This window comes from Microcystis sp. M_QC_C_20170808_M9Col (assembly GCF_007095495.1).
GTDB classification, from domain to species: Bacteria; Cyanobacteriota; Cyanobacteriia; order Cyanobacteriales; family Microcystaceae; genus Microcystis; species Microcystis aeruginosa.
Genome location: NZ_SFBZ01000010.1, coordinates 1 through 15628, shown reverse-complemented (window position 1 = coordinate 15628; position 15628 = coordinate 1). Strand labels below are relative to the sequence as shown.

Here is a 15628-nt window from a genome sequence, read left to right as displayed (position 1 = left end):
CGGTCAATTAACCGCCAAACAAATCTCTCGCTTAGTCGGTGTTGCGCCGATTAATCCTGATAGTGGTCAACATAAAGGTAAGCGGATGATTCAGGGAGGTCGCGCTCAGATTCGGGCGACTCTTTACATGGGGGCGGTGGTAGCTATGGGTCATAATCCGGTGATTAAAGCCTTTTACGAACGCCTAGTCGGAGGCGGTAAATCAAAAAAACTGGCTGTGACTGCTTGTGTGCGGAAAATCTTAGTTATTCTTAATGCAATGGTTCGCCAAAATCAGCCTTGGCAGCAACAGACAATTTACCACCTTGTTCCTAGAGATTCACACTTTTTGTTATCTCTAATCAAGGGTTGCGCTGGCTTTGGTTTAACCTGAGCGACTTAGTTTTTGCTGCGCTTTTTTTCTGGCTTGAGATTTTAGGTTCGACAGCAACTCCTTGATTGTTTTTTGAGTTACCTTGACAATCAAGACAGTCGCTACAAGATCGGCTCACAAGTTAGAGGCTATCATTCGATTTTAACGCAACTTTTTCTAAGTTTTTAGTGAAAGATATGTGATCGCAGTTTAGTAGAGGATATAAAAATGCCATCGCATTCCGTAAAATCAGCTATTATTGAGGAATTAATTTAATTAAACTTCTTAAAGTAGCATTAACGGATTCCGAATTAGGAAAATACTTTTTAACATCAGGATCAAGAATAATTACATCATTTTGCGCTGGAAAATGTTCAACCGTTTTTGTTCCATCTTCATGATGAATAGTAACGCTATGACGTTCCCGATACTGTTGGTAATATTTTCCGCGAACAGGATTTTTAAGTTGACTTAAATCATATTCTTCTCGCAAGTCATCTTCTAATTCATCTTGGATTTTCTCGTTCATAATATCTCCTTTCTTTGGGTGTAACTAATCTTGCACTAATTAAACGAATTTTATGATCACGATCCGTATAAGAAATAAATAGAAATTTACCTTGATCTGATCAACCTATTATAAGATAGGGATTCTCTCCTGTAGAATGGTCAGGATCATCGAAATTTACAGCTAAGGGATCATCAAATACGGTGGATGCTTCTTCAAAAGAAATGTTATGTTTTCTTTGATTTATTTTTGCTTTCTGTTTATCCCATTCAAATGCTAGTTCCAAATCATTGCCACTTTGCCAACTGAAACACCCCCCATTATAGCATATCCTGATGGCCTAATAACAATTTTTTCTGTGCGATCGCGTCTTCCCAAAGTTTGATTAATAGAGAGATATATAAGCGATCGCCGCTGATAGTAAAAGGTGTGTCACCGCAGTAACACACCTTTATTAGTGTTGATTTTCGTTGTTTCAACCCAATCGAGAAGAAGAAGCGATCGCAATTTAGCTATCTTGATCCTCAACCTTTTCAATAATCCAAAATTCATCAACATCTTTTTTAGTGGTTAAATAAAGACCATTACTAACAAGATTCTGGTCTTTATAGTATATATTCTTAAAATAAACTTGATCCCCATCTTGGATGAGTTTATCATTAGGATTATTTTTAAAAATTTGCCAATTTTGTTGTTGATAGTTTGTTTCAGTAGAGTAGTAATAACAGCTTGGGGTTGTCCAAGCACCCAAGACGTTATATTTACCGACAAATTCCTCAGTAGATTTGATTTGAACAATCATTCCATTCTCAACATTGCCTATCCCACCTGTAAATTCTAAGGCAATTTTACCTGTGTTTCCCAATCTGGGATAATATTGTGATCCATTTAATCCCAAAGATTTATCTGCACCTACGATATATTGACCATTTTGATTTCTTAAATAGAATTGATCACCAAACTGAACAGATTTAGATATGGGGGTTTTTGGTGATAATAAACCTAGTTTAGTAGAGGTCACACCTAGCAACAGAGGCAAGGTACTCTTGACTGGACCAATCGTAATTGTGTTGCCACTATCTTCATACAAGATATCGGATTTGCTTCCATAGGTTGAGCACTGAGAACTCCCAATATTAAACGAGCCTATTGTAATTAATTTTTGACTATTTAGAGAATTTTTTGCCGACTGGTAAGCCTTATTATTAAGTCTAAGCTTGATCTGTGGCTGAAAGCCAACAATAATTTCAGTTGGTAGGAGACTCATTGAACCATTTTTTCCGAAAAATGAAGGATAATCAGACTTAAGTTTGTGACAATAGTTTGACACGATACTTTTATCAAACCATACCCCAGGTGAGATAGAGAATGTTGCCAAACCGATAAAACTTATCGTCAATTCAAATTGTTCATCCCACCAATTATCGTCACTGTCAGAATTGGAAAAATTTAGAAAATTAGGAAAGGTAGAAAAATCAAACGGAATTTCATTAAAATATGGTTCTGAATCAATAACAGAGTTACTTTTTTTAATAGTAATTGTATAGCCAGCTTTTTTATCATCAGCACTTGCAGCTTGCCATTCTTGATACTTGGTTGTAAAACCATCAATAGAAAAAGCTGGTGCATAACTTTCAACTAATGTAGAATCAGGTGGGGGTGGAGTTTGGCCGGGTAACGTGGTCGTTCCCCCTGCTGATGCTAGAGATCCTGTAATAATAGGCATATTATAGGAATTTTTATCTGTTATGTCGGCTGCTCCCCCTGTAGGACTTACTGCTTTTCTAGCTTCTGCAATGACTGAGTAACCATCACCATATTTTTGTTTCATTAAGTCTTCATATTGGATAATTTTAGCGTTTAAACTATCTTTAGCTATACTGTAAGCTGGGTAAAACTGATTAATATAATCCCCAAAAGTAATGTTTTCGCTTGCTTGATTTTTATAAGTATTGTATTTTTCTCTGGCCTGAGTATCAATATCATTAAATTTGCTTTGTGAGTCCATCAGGCTGTTATAGGCTTTCTCAATTTCGCTATCTAGTTGAGGATCAGGATCCCCGTCTAAGTCAATAGAATAGAGAAAAAGAGTATAGCTAGTTAATAAACTATTGTTAGAGGAGTATCGGGTACTCCAAGTTGGAATAGCATTCCCTATGTCAAATACTTCTTTGTTGATGATCTTTGAATTTGCATTACCAAGATCAACAACCAGTGTTGTTCCAGCCAAAGAAATAAACTGAGTTTCTGTGTCAAAATTACCATTAGTTACTAATTGAAGTAATTTGATAGCGTATTGTTGAAAAAAGTTACTAGACATTATCATATTCTTCTTTGGTAGAATTCAGATCATGTTATTTGAATTGAATGTCTATCCGAGTAGATTAAATTCAACCTATCTGATAGACATCCAATCAAGGGTGTGTATTCCTATGAAATAGTTACCTTGTTACAGAGAACTCCGATGATTTGTGGCACTGTAGATACGACAGGACCAATTGTAAAGGAATTATTACTGTCGTTAAAAGTAACCTTTGATTTATCCGAGTAACTCGACTCGCTCACACTTCCAATCGTAAATGGTCCAAACTTGTAAGCAATATTGGCTGATTGTTGGAATTGGGATTTGAAATTTGAGTAGTCACTAGCAGAGACTGTCATGGTAATTTTGGGCTGAAAACCAATCAAAACTTGAGCCGGAATTCGTGCTAGTGTTCCATTTTCACTGAAAAAGTTGGGATGACCTCGACGAAGGCTATCACCATAGTTTTTGACGATGCCTAGATCAAACCAGAGATTGGAAAAGATGGGGAAGAGACCAGATCCTAAAAACTCGACTTCAAAGGAAAAATTACTGGCAGTATAATCGAAGGTCTGCTCTTTATAGGATGCCTGACCAGAGACATAGACAGCAGTAAACCATCCAACAGGGAAACGAGCATTCGCTGCTGCACTCCAACCAAAATCACTCCAGTTTGCCGCACTGGATGAAGCATCCAAACGAATCTTTAAGCCATTAAAAACAGGTGGTTGCTGTACACTGTATGTCTGCCATTCTTGGTACTTTGCCGTAAAGGCTGAACCGAGTGTGAATCCGGGAGCATAGGTTGAAATCAATGAACTTGGTGTGGTGGGTGGATTTTGACCGGGAAGCACGGGCGCACCACTCCCTGCTGGTGCAGAACTACCAAGTTTTACGGGCATATTCAGAGTATTTTTTAAGAGTGCTTGCGCTCCATCAAAATCTGCTTTACCTTGTGCAGCAACAATGGTCTGATAGTCAGGACCATACGCCTGTTGCATTAGTTTATTATATTTTGATTGTGCCGCATCCAATGCTAATTTTGCCTGACCATAGGTAGGGTATTGGGTTCGCACATAATCTGGAAAAGAGATTGCTGAATCGATTGCTTTATAGGCAGTCCAAGCAGCAACTGCTTTAGTTTGAACACTGATGTAATTGTCTTGAGCAGGTTGTATTGCACTAGCAGCAAGATTAATTTGACTTTGTAAGTTGGGATTAGGATCTCCTTCGAGCTTGATCCAATTGAGAAATGAGAAATATGAAGATATCAAGCTACTGGATGGTGTGTAGGCCCCCCCAGCGGCAGGAATAGTATTACCAATCTCAAAAACGTTGGCATTAATAATTTCTGTATCGGCATTGGCTAAATCAACATTAAGCGTTTGTCCTGCCAATGAAAAAGTCTGAGTTTTCGGATCGAACTGTCCAGAAGTGGCTTGATCTAATATCGCTTTAGCATATGCAGACCAAGCATTTTGAGAAGTTAAAGCCATGATAAATTTTCTCCGTTATATTTGAGAGTTTTGTCGTTTTTTACACCCTCAAGACATTCTCAAAAATCTATTCGTGAAATTTTCGAGTTAGCCATAGTGCCTTAAGCAAAATGCCTTGTCTTTGGGGTTAAAAGTGATTTGTTTAATCACCTTTGATACCAGAATAAGTTTTATTTGTGGTAATGGCAATCTCTAAAGTTAATACTTTTCTAATAGGTTTTTTTGAGTAGAATATTAACTTTTATATGAGATTTATATTAGATTTGTATTAGATTTAAAGGGTCACTTTATGGTATGACTCCCTCATCCCTGAAAGTAGAACTAATGAATTAATCTGGCGACTAAAATCATCAAAACCCTTTTAACCTCTGACTTGTAGCGGTTTTAGGGGATGAAAAGAAGGCATCAAAAAAGCGATCGCAATTCTTGAAAACAGACAGCGATCGCCTTCTTCCTTGAATAAAGAGATGCTATGATTAGATGATGAGTATAACCTTCCAATTAGTTCTGGCTTTACTTTCCCGTGGGCAAGTCAAAATATCAGCCCATGGCTACGATGAACTAGCAAATGACGGTATTCTGGTAAGGGATGTGATAACAGGTATTAGAGAAGCTGTCATTCTCGAAGATTACCCGGAATATCCTAAAGGGCGTTGTGTGCTAGTCTTACAGAAAGATAGTCAGGGTAAACCCGTTCATGTGGTTTGGGGTATAGCCAAGAATACCGAATCGCCTGCTGTTCTAGTCACTGCCTATAGACCTGATCCAGCACGTTGGTCAAGTGATTTTACAAGGAGAAAACTATGACAAAAAAGCCTCACATTAAACTCATCCACATTGGAGAGTACATGGCTGAAGTGGAAGTCGAACTGATTGAGACTCCCGAAGGATGGTCGCCCTATTTATCATTAGAAGACGCTCAAAAATTAGATGATGTCCGAGAAGCCCTTCGTCAAGGTGATCTACAAAAAGCTTCCAATTTAGCACATCTTTACAAAATTACCCCTCTTACCGTTTAACTAAACTTTGACAAGAAAAAATTAAAAAGCGATCGCAATCCTTGAAAACAGACAGCGATCGCCTAACTTTTAACTATCACAAGCAACATTATTGGAGGGCTGATAATTCTTCCCGAAGAATACGACGTAAATCGGACTGAGTGAGCGATCGCTCAGAAGGAGATTGGATATATTGTTTTAAAGCCTCATTAATTAGGGTTTGATAACCCATTCCTGCGGTTTCAGCCTGTTCTCGAAAATAAGCTAGAATCTCATCATCTAGATAAATGGTAATGCGTGTTTTTCCCTGAGAGGAAATGAGCGCCCCTCGTTTTCCTTTAGAAAAATCATATTCCTTTCTCATAAGTTTTTCTCTCTTGTTTTGTAGCACGACGAGCGGAAATCAAGGGAATGACTTCACCCCGCAAAGTATCACACGAATCGCCTTACCTTCCCACTTAGAGGAATATTCAGGGGGAATGACAACTGTGCCATGATGAAGAATCATTTTAAATTCAATCGCTTCCATTCGTTAAGTTTAATAAAGTGTTGTATCAAGTTTAACCCAATCAATCCATGGAGTTTTAGGGGATGAAAAGAAAGCCGCAAAAAAGCGATCGCTTTTTCCCAATCAAATATAATTTAGGTAGAAAATTGCCAAAAAACCTCTATGCTCAACGGGTACAAAATTATTGATGCTGATTCCCATGTCATTGAACCCCCCGCAATGTGGGGACAATACCTAGAACCTAAATTTAGGGAATTTGCCCCTTCTGCTGACATGAAAATCAAAGGAGAACCGATTAGTCAAAAAATCTCCCCACAAGTCCGAGCAGAAGGGAATAAGCAGATGAGGCAAGCTCATCCCCATGCTTATCTCAATCGCTATAACTCAGAGTCCCATGTTCAAGCAATGGTACAAATGGGGGTAGACATTGCCTTTATTTATCCTACCTATGGACTGTGGTTATTTGCCATTGATAGCCTACCTGCTGAAGTGATGGGGGCTTTTGTCCGTGCCTATAATAGATGGTTATTAGAAGAATATTGTAGCTATGACCCGGCCAGACTCAAAGGAGTCGCTGCAGTCAATCAACACGATCCCGAAGATATGGTCAAAGAGCTACACCGCATGGCGAACTTGGGCTGGAAGGCGGTTTTTTTGCGCCCTAACCCCGTTAAAGGCAGAATTTTGAGCGATCCAGCCTATGAACCCTTTTGGACGGCCTGCGAGGATTTGGACATGGCTGTAGGAATTCATGAAGGCACTCATAGCCGCTTACCCACCACTGGTGCAGAGCGGTTTAATAGTCGGTTTGCGCTTCATGCTTGTTCTCACCCGATGGAACAAATGATGGCACTGTTAGCCTTAATTGAAGGGGGGGTTTTAGAACGTCATCGGAGGCTGAGGGTGGCGTTTCTAGAGTCAGGGTGTGGTTGGCTTCCCTATTGGTTATGGAAGCTTGACGAAGAGTATAAAAATTTACATTGGGAAGTCCAAGATCGGGTAAAATTATTACCATCGGAGTATTTTCGCCGTCAGTGTTACATTGCAGTGGAACCCTCTGAACCCTGTTTGGCTCAGGTCATTGATTTTATCGGTTCTGATAACTTAATCTTCGGGTCTGATTATCCTCACATGGATCATCAGGCTGATGGGGTAAAAAAAGTTATAGGACTTGAAGACAACTTATCTCAGGAGATAGTTAAAAAAATCGTTTGGGAAAATCCTCAGCGATTTTATTGTTCAATTTAATTTCTCAAAAAGGAAGCACAGTTATGTTTGAAACTCGTAGCTTATTCTACAAGGCAGAAAAAGTTATTGAAGCCGCTAATAAAATGGAAGGGGAATGCCCACACATTGGTTTTTTACAGCGTCTTTATCAACAGTCAAAACAAGTTTCTCAAATTATTGCTTATATTTGGCGATGGGCTGATGAAAATAACGAGAAATACGCCGAGCAAAAGAGAGTGGCCAATCTCTTAAGGACTTATTTTGAACATCCGACCTCAGACCAGGGATTGAAAGAAGGAAAGAATGCTGATCACCTCAAAAAATTGTTTGGAGCTAATCCCAACCAACCACTAGAAACCGTTGATGAATCTGATCCAGCTTATTTACTGAAACAAGTCTTCTTTCCACAAGGTAATCCACCCGATAAATATATTTTTCCAATCTTTGATGAATATGAACTGGGAGAGATAAACCCAAGCTTGGGTTACTTATTTGAAGTGACGTATAGTAGCTTTATTGGTCAAATATTGGATGCAGATAACAATGCACCAGAGTTGTTTAAAATGATTATTCCCTATCCACCTGAGCCGTCATGGGGAAATGCCACTTTAAATGCAGATGATTTGTCCGACTGGATATCAAACCGAAAACCAGGGAAATATTTTGCCGACAATCCTTATATTCCGACAACTTGTTCCTAGAAGCCTTGCAAACTAATTGAACAAAAATAAGAATTGCTCGCCTCACCTAAAGGGTGGGGATTTTATCGTTAAATTGGTCAAAAAATGATTATTAAAGATCCTCAGAACCTTTTATCCGATCTGACAATAAATACTTCTATCTTTTCAGATAGAATTCTTGAGATTCCCTCCCATAATATTCCTTTGCATCCTCATAGTATCAAAAAATTGCTAATGACGGCTAAGGATAAATATGCGGTTGTTGTCTTTCAGCCAACTTTACCCATTCTTTCAGATTTGGGTTTGCCTAGTTATCCTATACTAGCGTATTTATATCCCCAAGAATTAAGTGATATTTGGCATCAATTACAACCCCACATAGAGACATTCCTAACAAGCAAAACTATTCAACCTCAGCCTATTCCATTAGTTTTACTATCGGCAATAGATAGAGATGAGCAGTTACATTATTTTAGTTGTCATTATGGAAAAGCGATCGCACCTTCTTATGTCAGAGTTGTTGTTGGTAACACTTGTAATCTTAAGTGTGTTATGTGTCCCTATCATAGTTCTTCGATAAAGTCTAATCATACTACAGATTTTTTTCAAAAGAAAAAAGTCATGTCTTGGGAGATGATGGAGAAACTAGCAGCAGACTGTGGAAAAGCAGCAACTACCATTTTAATAGGTAGTGTTGAAGAACCATTACTTCATCCTAAACTTATAGACTTTATTCAACTTTGCCGACAGCAAGGTGTTCCAAAAGTTCATCTAACTACTAATGGTCAACTTCTGAATAAAACTTATATTAAAGCTCTGTTAAAATCGGGTTTAACCAGTATTGATATTAGTCTTGATGCGGCGACTCCAGAGACTTATTTAAGAATTCGAGGTGGAGATTTAAGCCAGGTTGAATCCAATACAATTGATCTGTTAAGAATTAGAGATCAGTTGGGTATTGACTGCGAAATTAGAACCTCTTTTGTCAGAAATTACAATGTTAATCTTGAGGAAGAAGAAGCATTTTTAAATCGTTGGTTATCAAAAGTTAATAGTGTTTTTATCCTTAATATTGCTGAATATCAAGAAAATAATATGCGACTAAAAAAACACAATCAAGGGGTAGAAAAATACCTCCAATATTATCAACAAAAAGCGCAAGGGCGCTGGACTTGTTTATTCCCCTTTCTTGAAATGGCAGTTTTACCCAATGGCAAAATCTACTACTGTATAGAAACCTTATTTAGACTAGGTTTTGATCAAGAGATTGAAAGTTTAGGGGATTATAATCAACAAACTTTACAAGATATTTGGTCGGGAGAGTTATTCCAGCAACTACGACAAGATTTAATTCTTAATCAATTAGAAAAAAGAAGGGCTTGTCAAGACTGTGAGATGTGGAAATCGCAAATAATTCATCAAGAACTAAAAGATGGATACTCAGTGCTAACCACAACGGTGACAGAAATTTATTCTCAAGTCTGATCTAAGAGTTTAATGGACATTTTTCCGCTCAAATGCTAGAAAATAAGTAAAAACGTTATTAAAAAGTGAGTTATGAAAGATTATCAACTAATCACAAAAATTTATGAAAGTTCTAGTTCTCTGGTCTATCGAGGCATTTTTAAGGCAAATGCTCAACCGATTATTCTTAAAATTCTTAAAGAAAATTATCCAACTCCTTCAGAGATTACCCGTTATCGACAGGAATATGAAATTATCCGTTCTTTGAACATAGACAGTGTTGTTAAAGCTTATGATTTACAGCGACACTATAATAGTTTGATAATGTTTTTAGAAGATTTTGGAGGTCGATCTTTAGAGTTATTGCTATCTCAAGGTAAATTAAATTTGGAAAACTTTCTTTTGATCGCTATTAAAATAACTGAGGGGTTAGCTGCTATTCATCAGGCTAATATTATTCACAAAGACATTAACCCATCTAATATTGTCTATAACCCTGAAACCGAACAACTGAAAATCATTGATTTTGATATTTCCACCCGTTTATCCCAAGAATTTTTCACAGCTTGTCCTCCTAACCAATTAGAAGGGACTTTAGCTTATATTGCCCCAGAACAAACAGGAAGAATGAACCGAGGTCTAGATTACCGTAGTGATTTTTATTCCCTTGGAGTTACTTTATATGAACTTTTAACCAATCAATTGCCCTTTGAAACCACCGATCCTATGGAGTTAGTTCATTGTCATATTGCCCAACAACCTTTACCTGTTCATCAACTCATTCCAGAGATTCCCTTAACTCTCTCTAATATCATTAACAAACTGCTCGCAAAAACCCCAGAAAAAAGATATCAAACTGCCTTGGGTATTAAAGCTGACTTAGAAATCTGTCTTCATCAATTAAAGACGTTAGGACAGATTGCTCAGTTTTATTTAGGTGGTCAGGATCTGACTGATAAATTTCAGATTTCTCAAAAAATATATGGTCGAAAACGGGAAGTTACTCAACTTTTGAAGGCTTTTGAGCGGGTTAGTCAAGGAACCAATGAAATGATCCTCATTTCTGGCTATTCAGGGATTGGGAAATCAGCTTTAGTTCATGAAATTTACCAACAAGTTACATATAAGCAAGGGCGATTAATTAGAGGAAAATTTGATCAGTTACAAAGAGATACTCCTTATTCAGCTATTTCTCAAGCCTTTCAAATCTTAATCCGTCAACTTCTAGGTGAGCCAGAAAATATTCTCCAAGCTTGGAAAGAGAAAATTTTGGAAGCATTGGGTAAGAACAGTCAAATTATTATCGATGTTATTCCCGAAGTTGAAAAAATTATTGGCAAACAGCAACCTGTTGAACTATTAGGAGGAAGTGAAAGTCAAAATAGATTTAATTTATTTTTTAAACGATTTGTCAATGTTTTTTCTCAAAAAGAAAATCCATTAGTGATATTTATCGATGATTTACAATGGGCAGATTTACCCTCTTTAAACTTAATTGAACAATTAATATCAGATTCTGACATTAAATATTTTCTGATAATTGGAGCCTATCGAGATAATGAAGTTAGTTCGATTCATCCTTTAATGAATACTTTAGAGAAAATTCAGCAATCACAAGTTTCTGTATCGAAAATTACTCTTGCTCCTTTGCAGATGAAGCACATTAATCAATTAATTGCTGATACCTTAAGTTGTTCGATAGAAGTTACTATGCCTTTGGCAGATTTGGTGACACAGAAAACAGGTGGAAACCCCTTTTTTATCGCTCAGTTTCTCTATTCTTTATACCAAGATGGTTTCATAATGTTTAATCCTTCCTCTACTAAATTGGAAAATAATAAGCAAAGTTATTGGCAATGGGATCTTACCGAAATTAAAAGTCTATCAATTACCGATAATGTCGTTGATTTAATGACCCATAAAATAAAAAAATTAGCTCAAAAAACTCAAAATATTCTAAAATTAGCTGCTTGTATTGGTAATCAATTTAGTCTAGAAGCTCTTTCTATTGTAAGTAATACATCTCAACATATTACGGCTCAAAAACTACAATTAGCCCTTGATAAAGGGTTAGTAATACCATTAGATAATAACTATAAACTAGCTCTACTCTGGGATTCAAAAGAATTATCGAGGCAACTCTTAGAAACTGAAACTTTGGGTGGGTATTCTAACTATGTTTCCTATAAATTTTTACACGACAGAGTACAGCAAGCAGTTTATTCTTTAATTCCAGAGGAAGAAAAGAAAAGGACTCATCTACAAATTGGTCGCCTACTGCTAAAAAACATTACAGACGATGAATTATTAAACAATATTTTTGAAATTGTTAATCAACTTAATGAAGGTTCTGAGCTAATTACTGAGCAACAAGAAAAAGATAATTTGGCAGAATTAAATCTTAAAGCTGCTAAAAAAGCTAAAGCATCAACTGCTTATGAAACAGCATTAAAGTATTTAGATTCTGGTCTCAGTTTATTAACAACTAATAGTTGGAGTGAGCAGTATCAATTGACTTTAGAACTTCATGAAGAAAAATTACATTCTCTCTTTCTTAATACAGAATTTCAGCAAATTTTATTTTATTCAAATATCATTATTAACCAAGCTAAATCGATGTTAGATAAAGTCAAAACATATCAGATAAAGATTGAATTTTACTATGCAAATTTTCAACCTGATCAGGCGATTGATACCGCTTTAAAAACTTTGAAAGAACTGGGAATTTTAATTTATAGAAGAAATGGCAAAAGTAATATTAATCAAAGCATTAATAAGTCCTTAAATTTAATTCTACAAAAAAGGAAAATTGACGATTTAGAAAGCCTTCCTGTTATGACTGATCCCTATAAGCTTAAAGCCATTCAAATCTTACAACAAATAATGTCTTCGACGGCAACTACTGATCCCCTATTACATATAAAAATAATCCTCAAACAGATTGATTTATTTATCAACCATGGAAATTCTCCTGAATCAGCAGCAACATATAGCTACTATGGAATGATATTATGTGGCTCTATCAATAATTATAATTTAGGATATGAATTTGGTAAATTAGCCCTTAAATTGCTCGATAAATATAATATTCGTCAAGTACAAGCTCTTATTATACAGACACATTATGGATGTATATATCACTGGAAAGAGTATCTGAGAAATAAAGAGATCGATAACGAGTTACTAAAGAGTTTTCAAATCGGTTTAGATGTAGGGGATAACCAGTTTGCCTCTTATGTAGCTATAGACTATTGTATTTATAGACTGTTGGGAGGTTATCATTTGGAAGAAGTTGAACAGGAATATATCAAGTATAATCGAGTTATTAAAAAACTCAAGCAAACTTTTTCCTCTTTTTACCAAGAAATTTCTTATAATATAGTCAATAATTTACAAAAAAGCTTAAAAAAAGAAATTGCTTTATTTGTCGGTAAATCCCCTGAAGAAGAAAATGCAGTTTTAGACCAATTAAATCAGACTAACAATGAATGGTTACTTTTTCTGATTTACTTTGCTAAACTATTATTATTTTATCTTCTTAAGATTTACAAGTCGGCAGTTACTTATGGAGAAAGAGGACTTCAATATATTTCAAACCCAACTATAAACTCATTTTTGATTTCTCCTCAACATAATTTCTATTCATCTTTGAGTTTTCTAGCTTATTATCATGACACAGAGCAAAATGAGCAAAGAAAATTACTACAACAAGTAGATAACAATCAGAAAAATATGGCAAAATGGGCAAGTCATTGTCCAGCAAATTTTCAACATAAATATGATTTAGTCGAAGCAGAAAAAGCGAGAGTCTTAGGTCAAAATTGGGAAGCTCAAGAATTTTATGAAAAAGCCATTCAAGGAGCAAAAAAATACGAATTTATCCATGAAGAGGCTTTAGCTTATGAACGTGCCTCTGAATTTTATTTTACTTTAGGTAGAGAAGAAATCGGGAAATTATACCTCAGAAATGCCTATCATTGTTACATTCGTTGGGGCGCAAAGGCCAAAGTTAAACAATTAGAAGAAGAATACCCTCAATATTTATTAGGTATCAGCAATGAAAACAAATCTAAAGGACTGAGTACCACTATTTCAACTACTGGTAATGATGGAGCAGTTCTTGATTTAACCACTATTCTCAAAGCCTCACAAGCAATTTCTGGAGAAATTAAACTGGAAAATCTCCTAACAAATTTAATGAAAATTGTCATTGAAAATGCAGGAGCGCAGAAAGGTTGTCTGATTTTAGAACAGGAAGGAAATTGGGTCATTGAAGCTCAAGGAACAATTGATCAAGAAACGGTTAATATCCTAGAGTCAATTCCCATAGAATCTATCGACCATGATAACTCAATTCCCATTTTACCCACTAGCATTATTAATTATGTCGCTCGTACAAAAGAAACTATCGTTTTAAACGATGCCACTTCATCAGGTCAATTTACCAATGATTATTATATTGTGGCTAAAAAAACTAAATCCATTCTTTGTACTCCTTTACTCAATCAAGGTCAATTAAAAGGAATTGTTTATTTAGAAAATAATTTAACAACCAGCGCATTTACCTCAGAAAGGGTTGAACTATTAAATATTCTAGCAGCTCAAGCTGCTATCTCTATTGATAACTCAAGACTCTATCAAACCTTAGAACAAAGAGTAGAAGAACGGACAAAAGAACTCACAAATACTTTAGAGGTACTGAAAGCAACTCAAGCAGAACTTATCTTTGAAAATGACCTGCTTAAAAGTGCTGAACAACCTCCCAAATTTGTCTATCAAGTGGGGGGCAGTTTACCGATGGATGCACCGAATTATGTGGTTCGACAAGCTGATCGCAATCTTTATAAAGCTCTCAAACAAGGTCTATTTTGCTATGTTTTAAATGCACGTCAAATGGGAAAATCTAGCTTAATGGTACGGATGATGAGCCAATTACAAAAGGAGGGAATTAGATGTGCAGTAATTGACTTAACTCGGCTAGGAACAGACAATATTACCCCCGAACAATGGTATAAAGGATTAGCCGTTGATCTGCTCCGCAGTTTTGGATTAATCAAAGAATTGAAAACTTTTAAAGCTTGGTGGAGTGAACAATTAGACCTGCCTCCTGTACAACGATTAGGACAATTTATAGAAAATTTTCTTCTAGTTAATGACGATTTTGATCAGCGGCAATCTAGACAATCGACTGTTATATTTATTGATGAAATTGATAGCATTTTAGGGTTAAAATTTGATGTCTCTGACTTTTTTGCTTTAATTCGTTCTTTTTATAACCAGAGAGCGATTCAACCTCAATTTCAAGAGCTAACTTTTGCCTTTTTTGGTGCTACCACACCTTCAGCTTTAATTACTGACCCCCAGAAAACACCTTTTAATATTGGTAACGCTATTGAATTAGCAAGTTTTAAAGAACACGAAGCTCAACCTTTATTATATGGGTTAACAGAAAAAGTCAGTAATCTTCAGACCATGCTCAAACAAGTCTTAAGCTGGACGGGAGGGCAACCTTTCTTAACTCAAAAACTCTGTCAACTGATGCGGGATAGTGAGCAACCAATCCCCTCTAATCAAGAAGAACAATGGTTGGCCAACTTAGTAGCAGAAAAAATTATTCAAGATTGGGAGATGCAGGATCAACCCGAACATTTAAAAACCATTCAAGATCGCCTTCTTCAAAGTCCAAACCGACCCCAGTTATTAACCTTGTATCGACAAATCCTCCATCAAGAAGCAATACAGATTGATAACAATCCCTATTTACCTGAGTTATTTTTATCTGGATTAGTGGTAAAACGCCATGGAAAAATGGACGTTCATAATCGAATTTATCAGACGATATTTAATCATGATTGGCTTGAGCGATCGCTATCTTAATACCATGGTTCAAAAATTTATTTATACTGAACCAGTATATTGACTTATAAAGTACTTTTGATACAACTGACAGCTGACAATTGCTTGATTTTCTCTGAGTTTAATTAGGGTTTGCTGAATAAATCTAAAAACCTTACAGGAAAGGGCTTTTAGCTTGATTGAGAGCTTCCCAAATGCACTTAAATCTGCTAGAATCTCTTAAAACCCTTGCATCAC

At 36.2% G+C, this 15628-nt stretch carries 10 protein-coding genes and 2 pseudogenes; 7 read left to right on the top strand and 5 right to left on the bottom strand.

Translation table 11 applies throughout. The annotated features are described in order from the left end of the window. Positions 1-315: pseudogene (locus tag EWV68_RS00710) on the top strand (transposase); the annotation flags it as partial. A 293-nt stretch (positions 316-608) separates the two neighbouring features. Here the strand turns inward: EWV68_RS00710 and EWV68_RS00705 are convergent. The 4 genes and pseudogenes from EWV68_RS00705 to EWV68_RS00690 form a co-directional block, all read right to left on the bottom strand. Continuing rightward, on the bottom strand, positions 609-881 hold the full coding sequence (locus EWV68_RS00705; RefSeq protein ID WP_287168489.1) for a hypothetical protein: 273 nt from the start codon (positions 879-881) through the stop codon (positions 609-611). Continuing rightward, positions 859-1146: pseudogene (locus EWV68_RS00700) on the bottom strand (BrnT family toxin). The gene EWV68_RS00705 and the pseudogene EWV68_RS00700 overlap by 23 nt, the downstream one beginning before the upstream one ends. A gap of 222 nt (positions 1147-1368) precedes the next feature. Continuing rightward, a complete protein-coding gene (locus EWV68_RS00695) occupies positions 1369-3180 on the bottom strand; it encodes a hypothetical protein (protein ID WP_287168488.1) in 1812 nt (603 codons plus the stop codon). A gap of 110 nt (positions 3181-3290) precedes the next feature. Next, a complete protein-coding gene (locus EWV68_RS00690) occupies positions 3291-4658 on the bottom strand; it encodes a hypothetical protein (protein ID WP_287168486.1) in 1368 nt (455 codons plus the stop codon). Positions 4659-5138: 480 nt separating this feature from the next. Between EWV68_RS00690 and EWV68_RS00685 the strand changes: the two genes are divergently transcribed. Both EWV68_RS00685 and EWV68_RS00680 read left to right on the top strand, forming a co-directional pair. Then, on the top strand, positions 5139-5465 hold the full coding sequence (locus tag EWV68_RS00685) for a DUF4258 domain-containing protein (RefSeq protein WP_002766689.1): 327 nt from the start codon (positions 5139-5141) through the stop codon (positions 5463-5465). Continuing rightward, positions 5462-5677, top strand: a complete 216-nt coding sequence (locus EWV68_RS00680) for a hypothetical protein (protein WP_002757627.1) — start codon at positions 5462-5464, stop codon at positions 5675-5677. Before EWV68_RS00685 ends, EWV68_RS00680 begins: the two co-directional genes overlap by 4 nt. 88 nt (positions 5678-5765) lie before the next feature. Here the strand turns inward: EWV68_RS00680 and EWV68_RS00675 are convergent, their stop codons facing one another. Next, the gene (locus EWV68_RS00675; RefSeq protein ID WP_002738362.1) at positions 5766-6020 is read right to left on the bottom strand and encodes a BrnA antitoxin family protein; all 255 of its coding nucleotides are present in this window, start codon (positions 6018-6020) and stop codon (positions 5766-5768) included. Between the two features lie 306 nt (positions 6021-6326). On the opposite strand from EWV68_RS00675, the gene EWV68_RS00670 reads away from it, so the two are divergent. The 4 genes from EWV68_RS00670 (at position 6327) to EWV68_RS00655 (ending at position 15412) form a co-directional block, all read left to right on the top strand. Beyond that, on the top strand, positions 6327-7412 hold the full coding sequence (locus EWV68_RS00670) for an amidohydrolase family protein (protein ID WP_287168484.1): 1086 nt from the start codon (positions 6327-6329) through the stop codon (positions 7410-7412). A gap of 23 nt (positions 7413-7435) precedes the next feature. Further along, positions 7436-8092 (top strand): hypothetical protein, encoded by a 657-nt coding sequence (locus EWV68_RS00665; RefSeq protein WP_287168483.1) that lies wholly within the window; start codon positions 7436-7438, stop codon positions 8090-8092. An 84-nt stretch (positions 8093-8176) separates the two neighbouring features. Beyond that, positions 8177-9556, top strand: coding sequence for a radical SAM/SPASM domain-containing protein (locus tag EWV68_RS00660; protein ID WP_061433353.1), 1380 nt, complete (start codon positions 8177-8179; stop codon positions 9554-9556). Between the two features lie 72 nt (positions 9557-9628). Continuing rightward, entirely contained in the window at positions 9629-15412 is a 5784-nt protein-coding gene (locus tag EWV68_RS00655; protein ID WP_287168481.1) for an AAA family ATPase, read from the top strand. Positions 15413-15628: the final 216 nt, after the last annotated feature.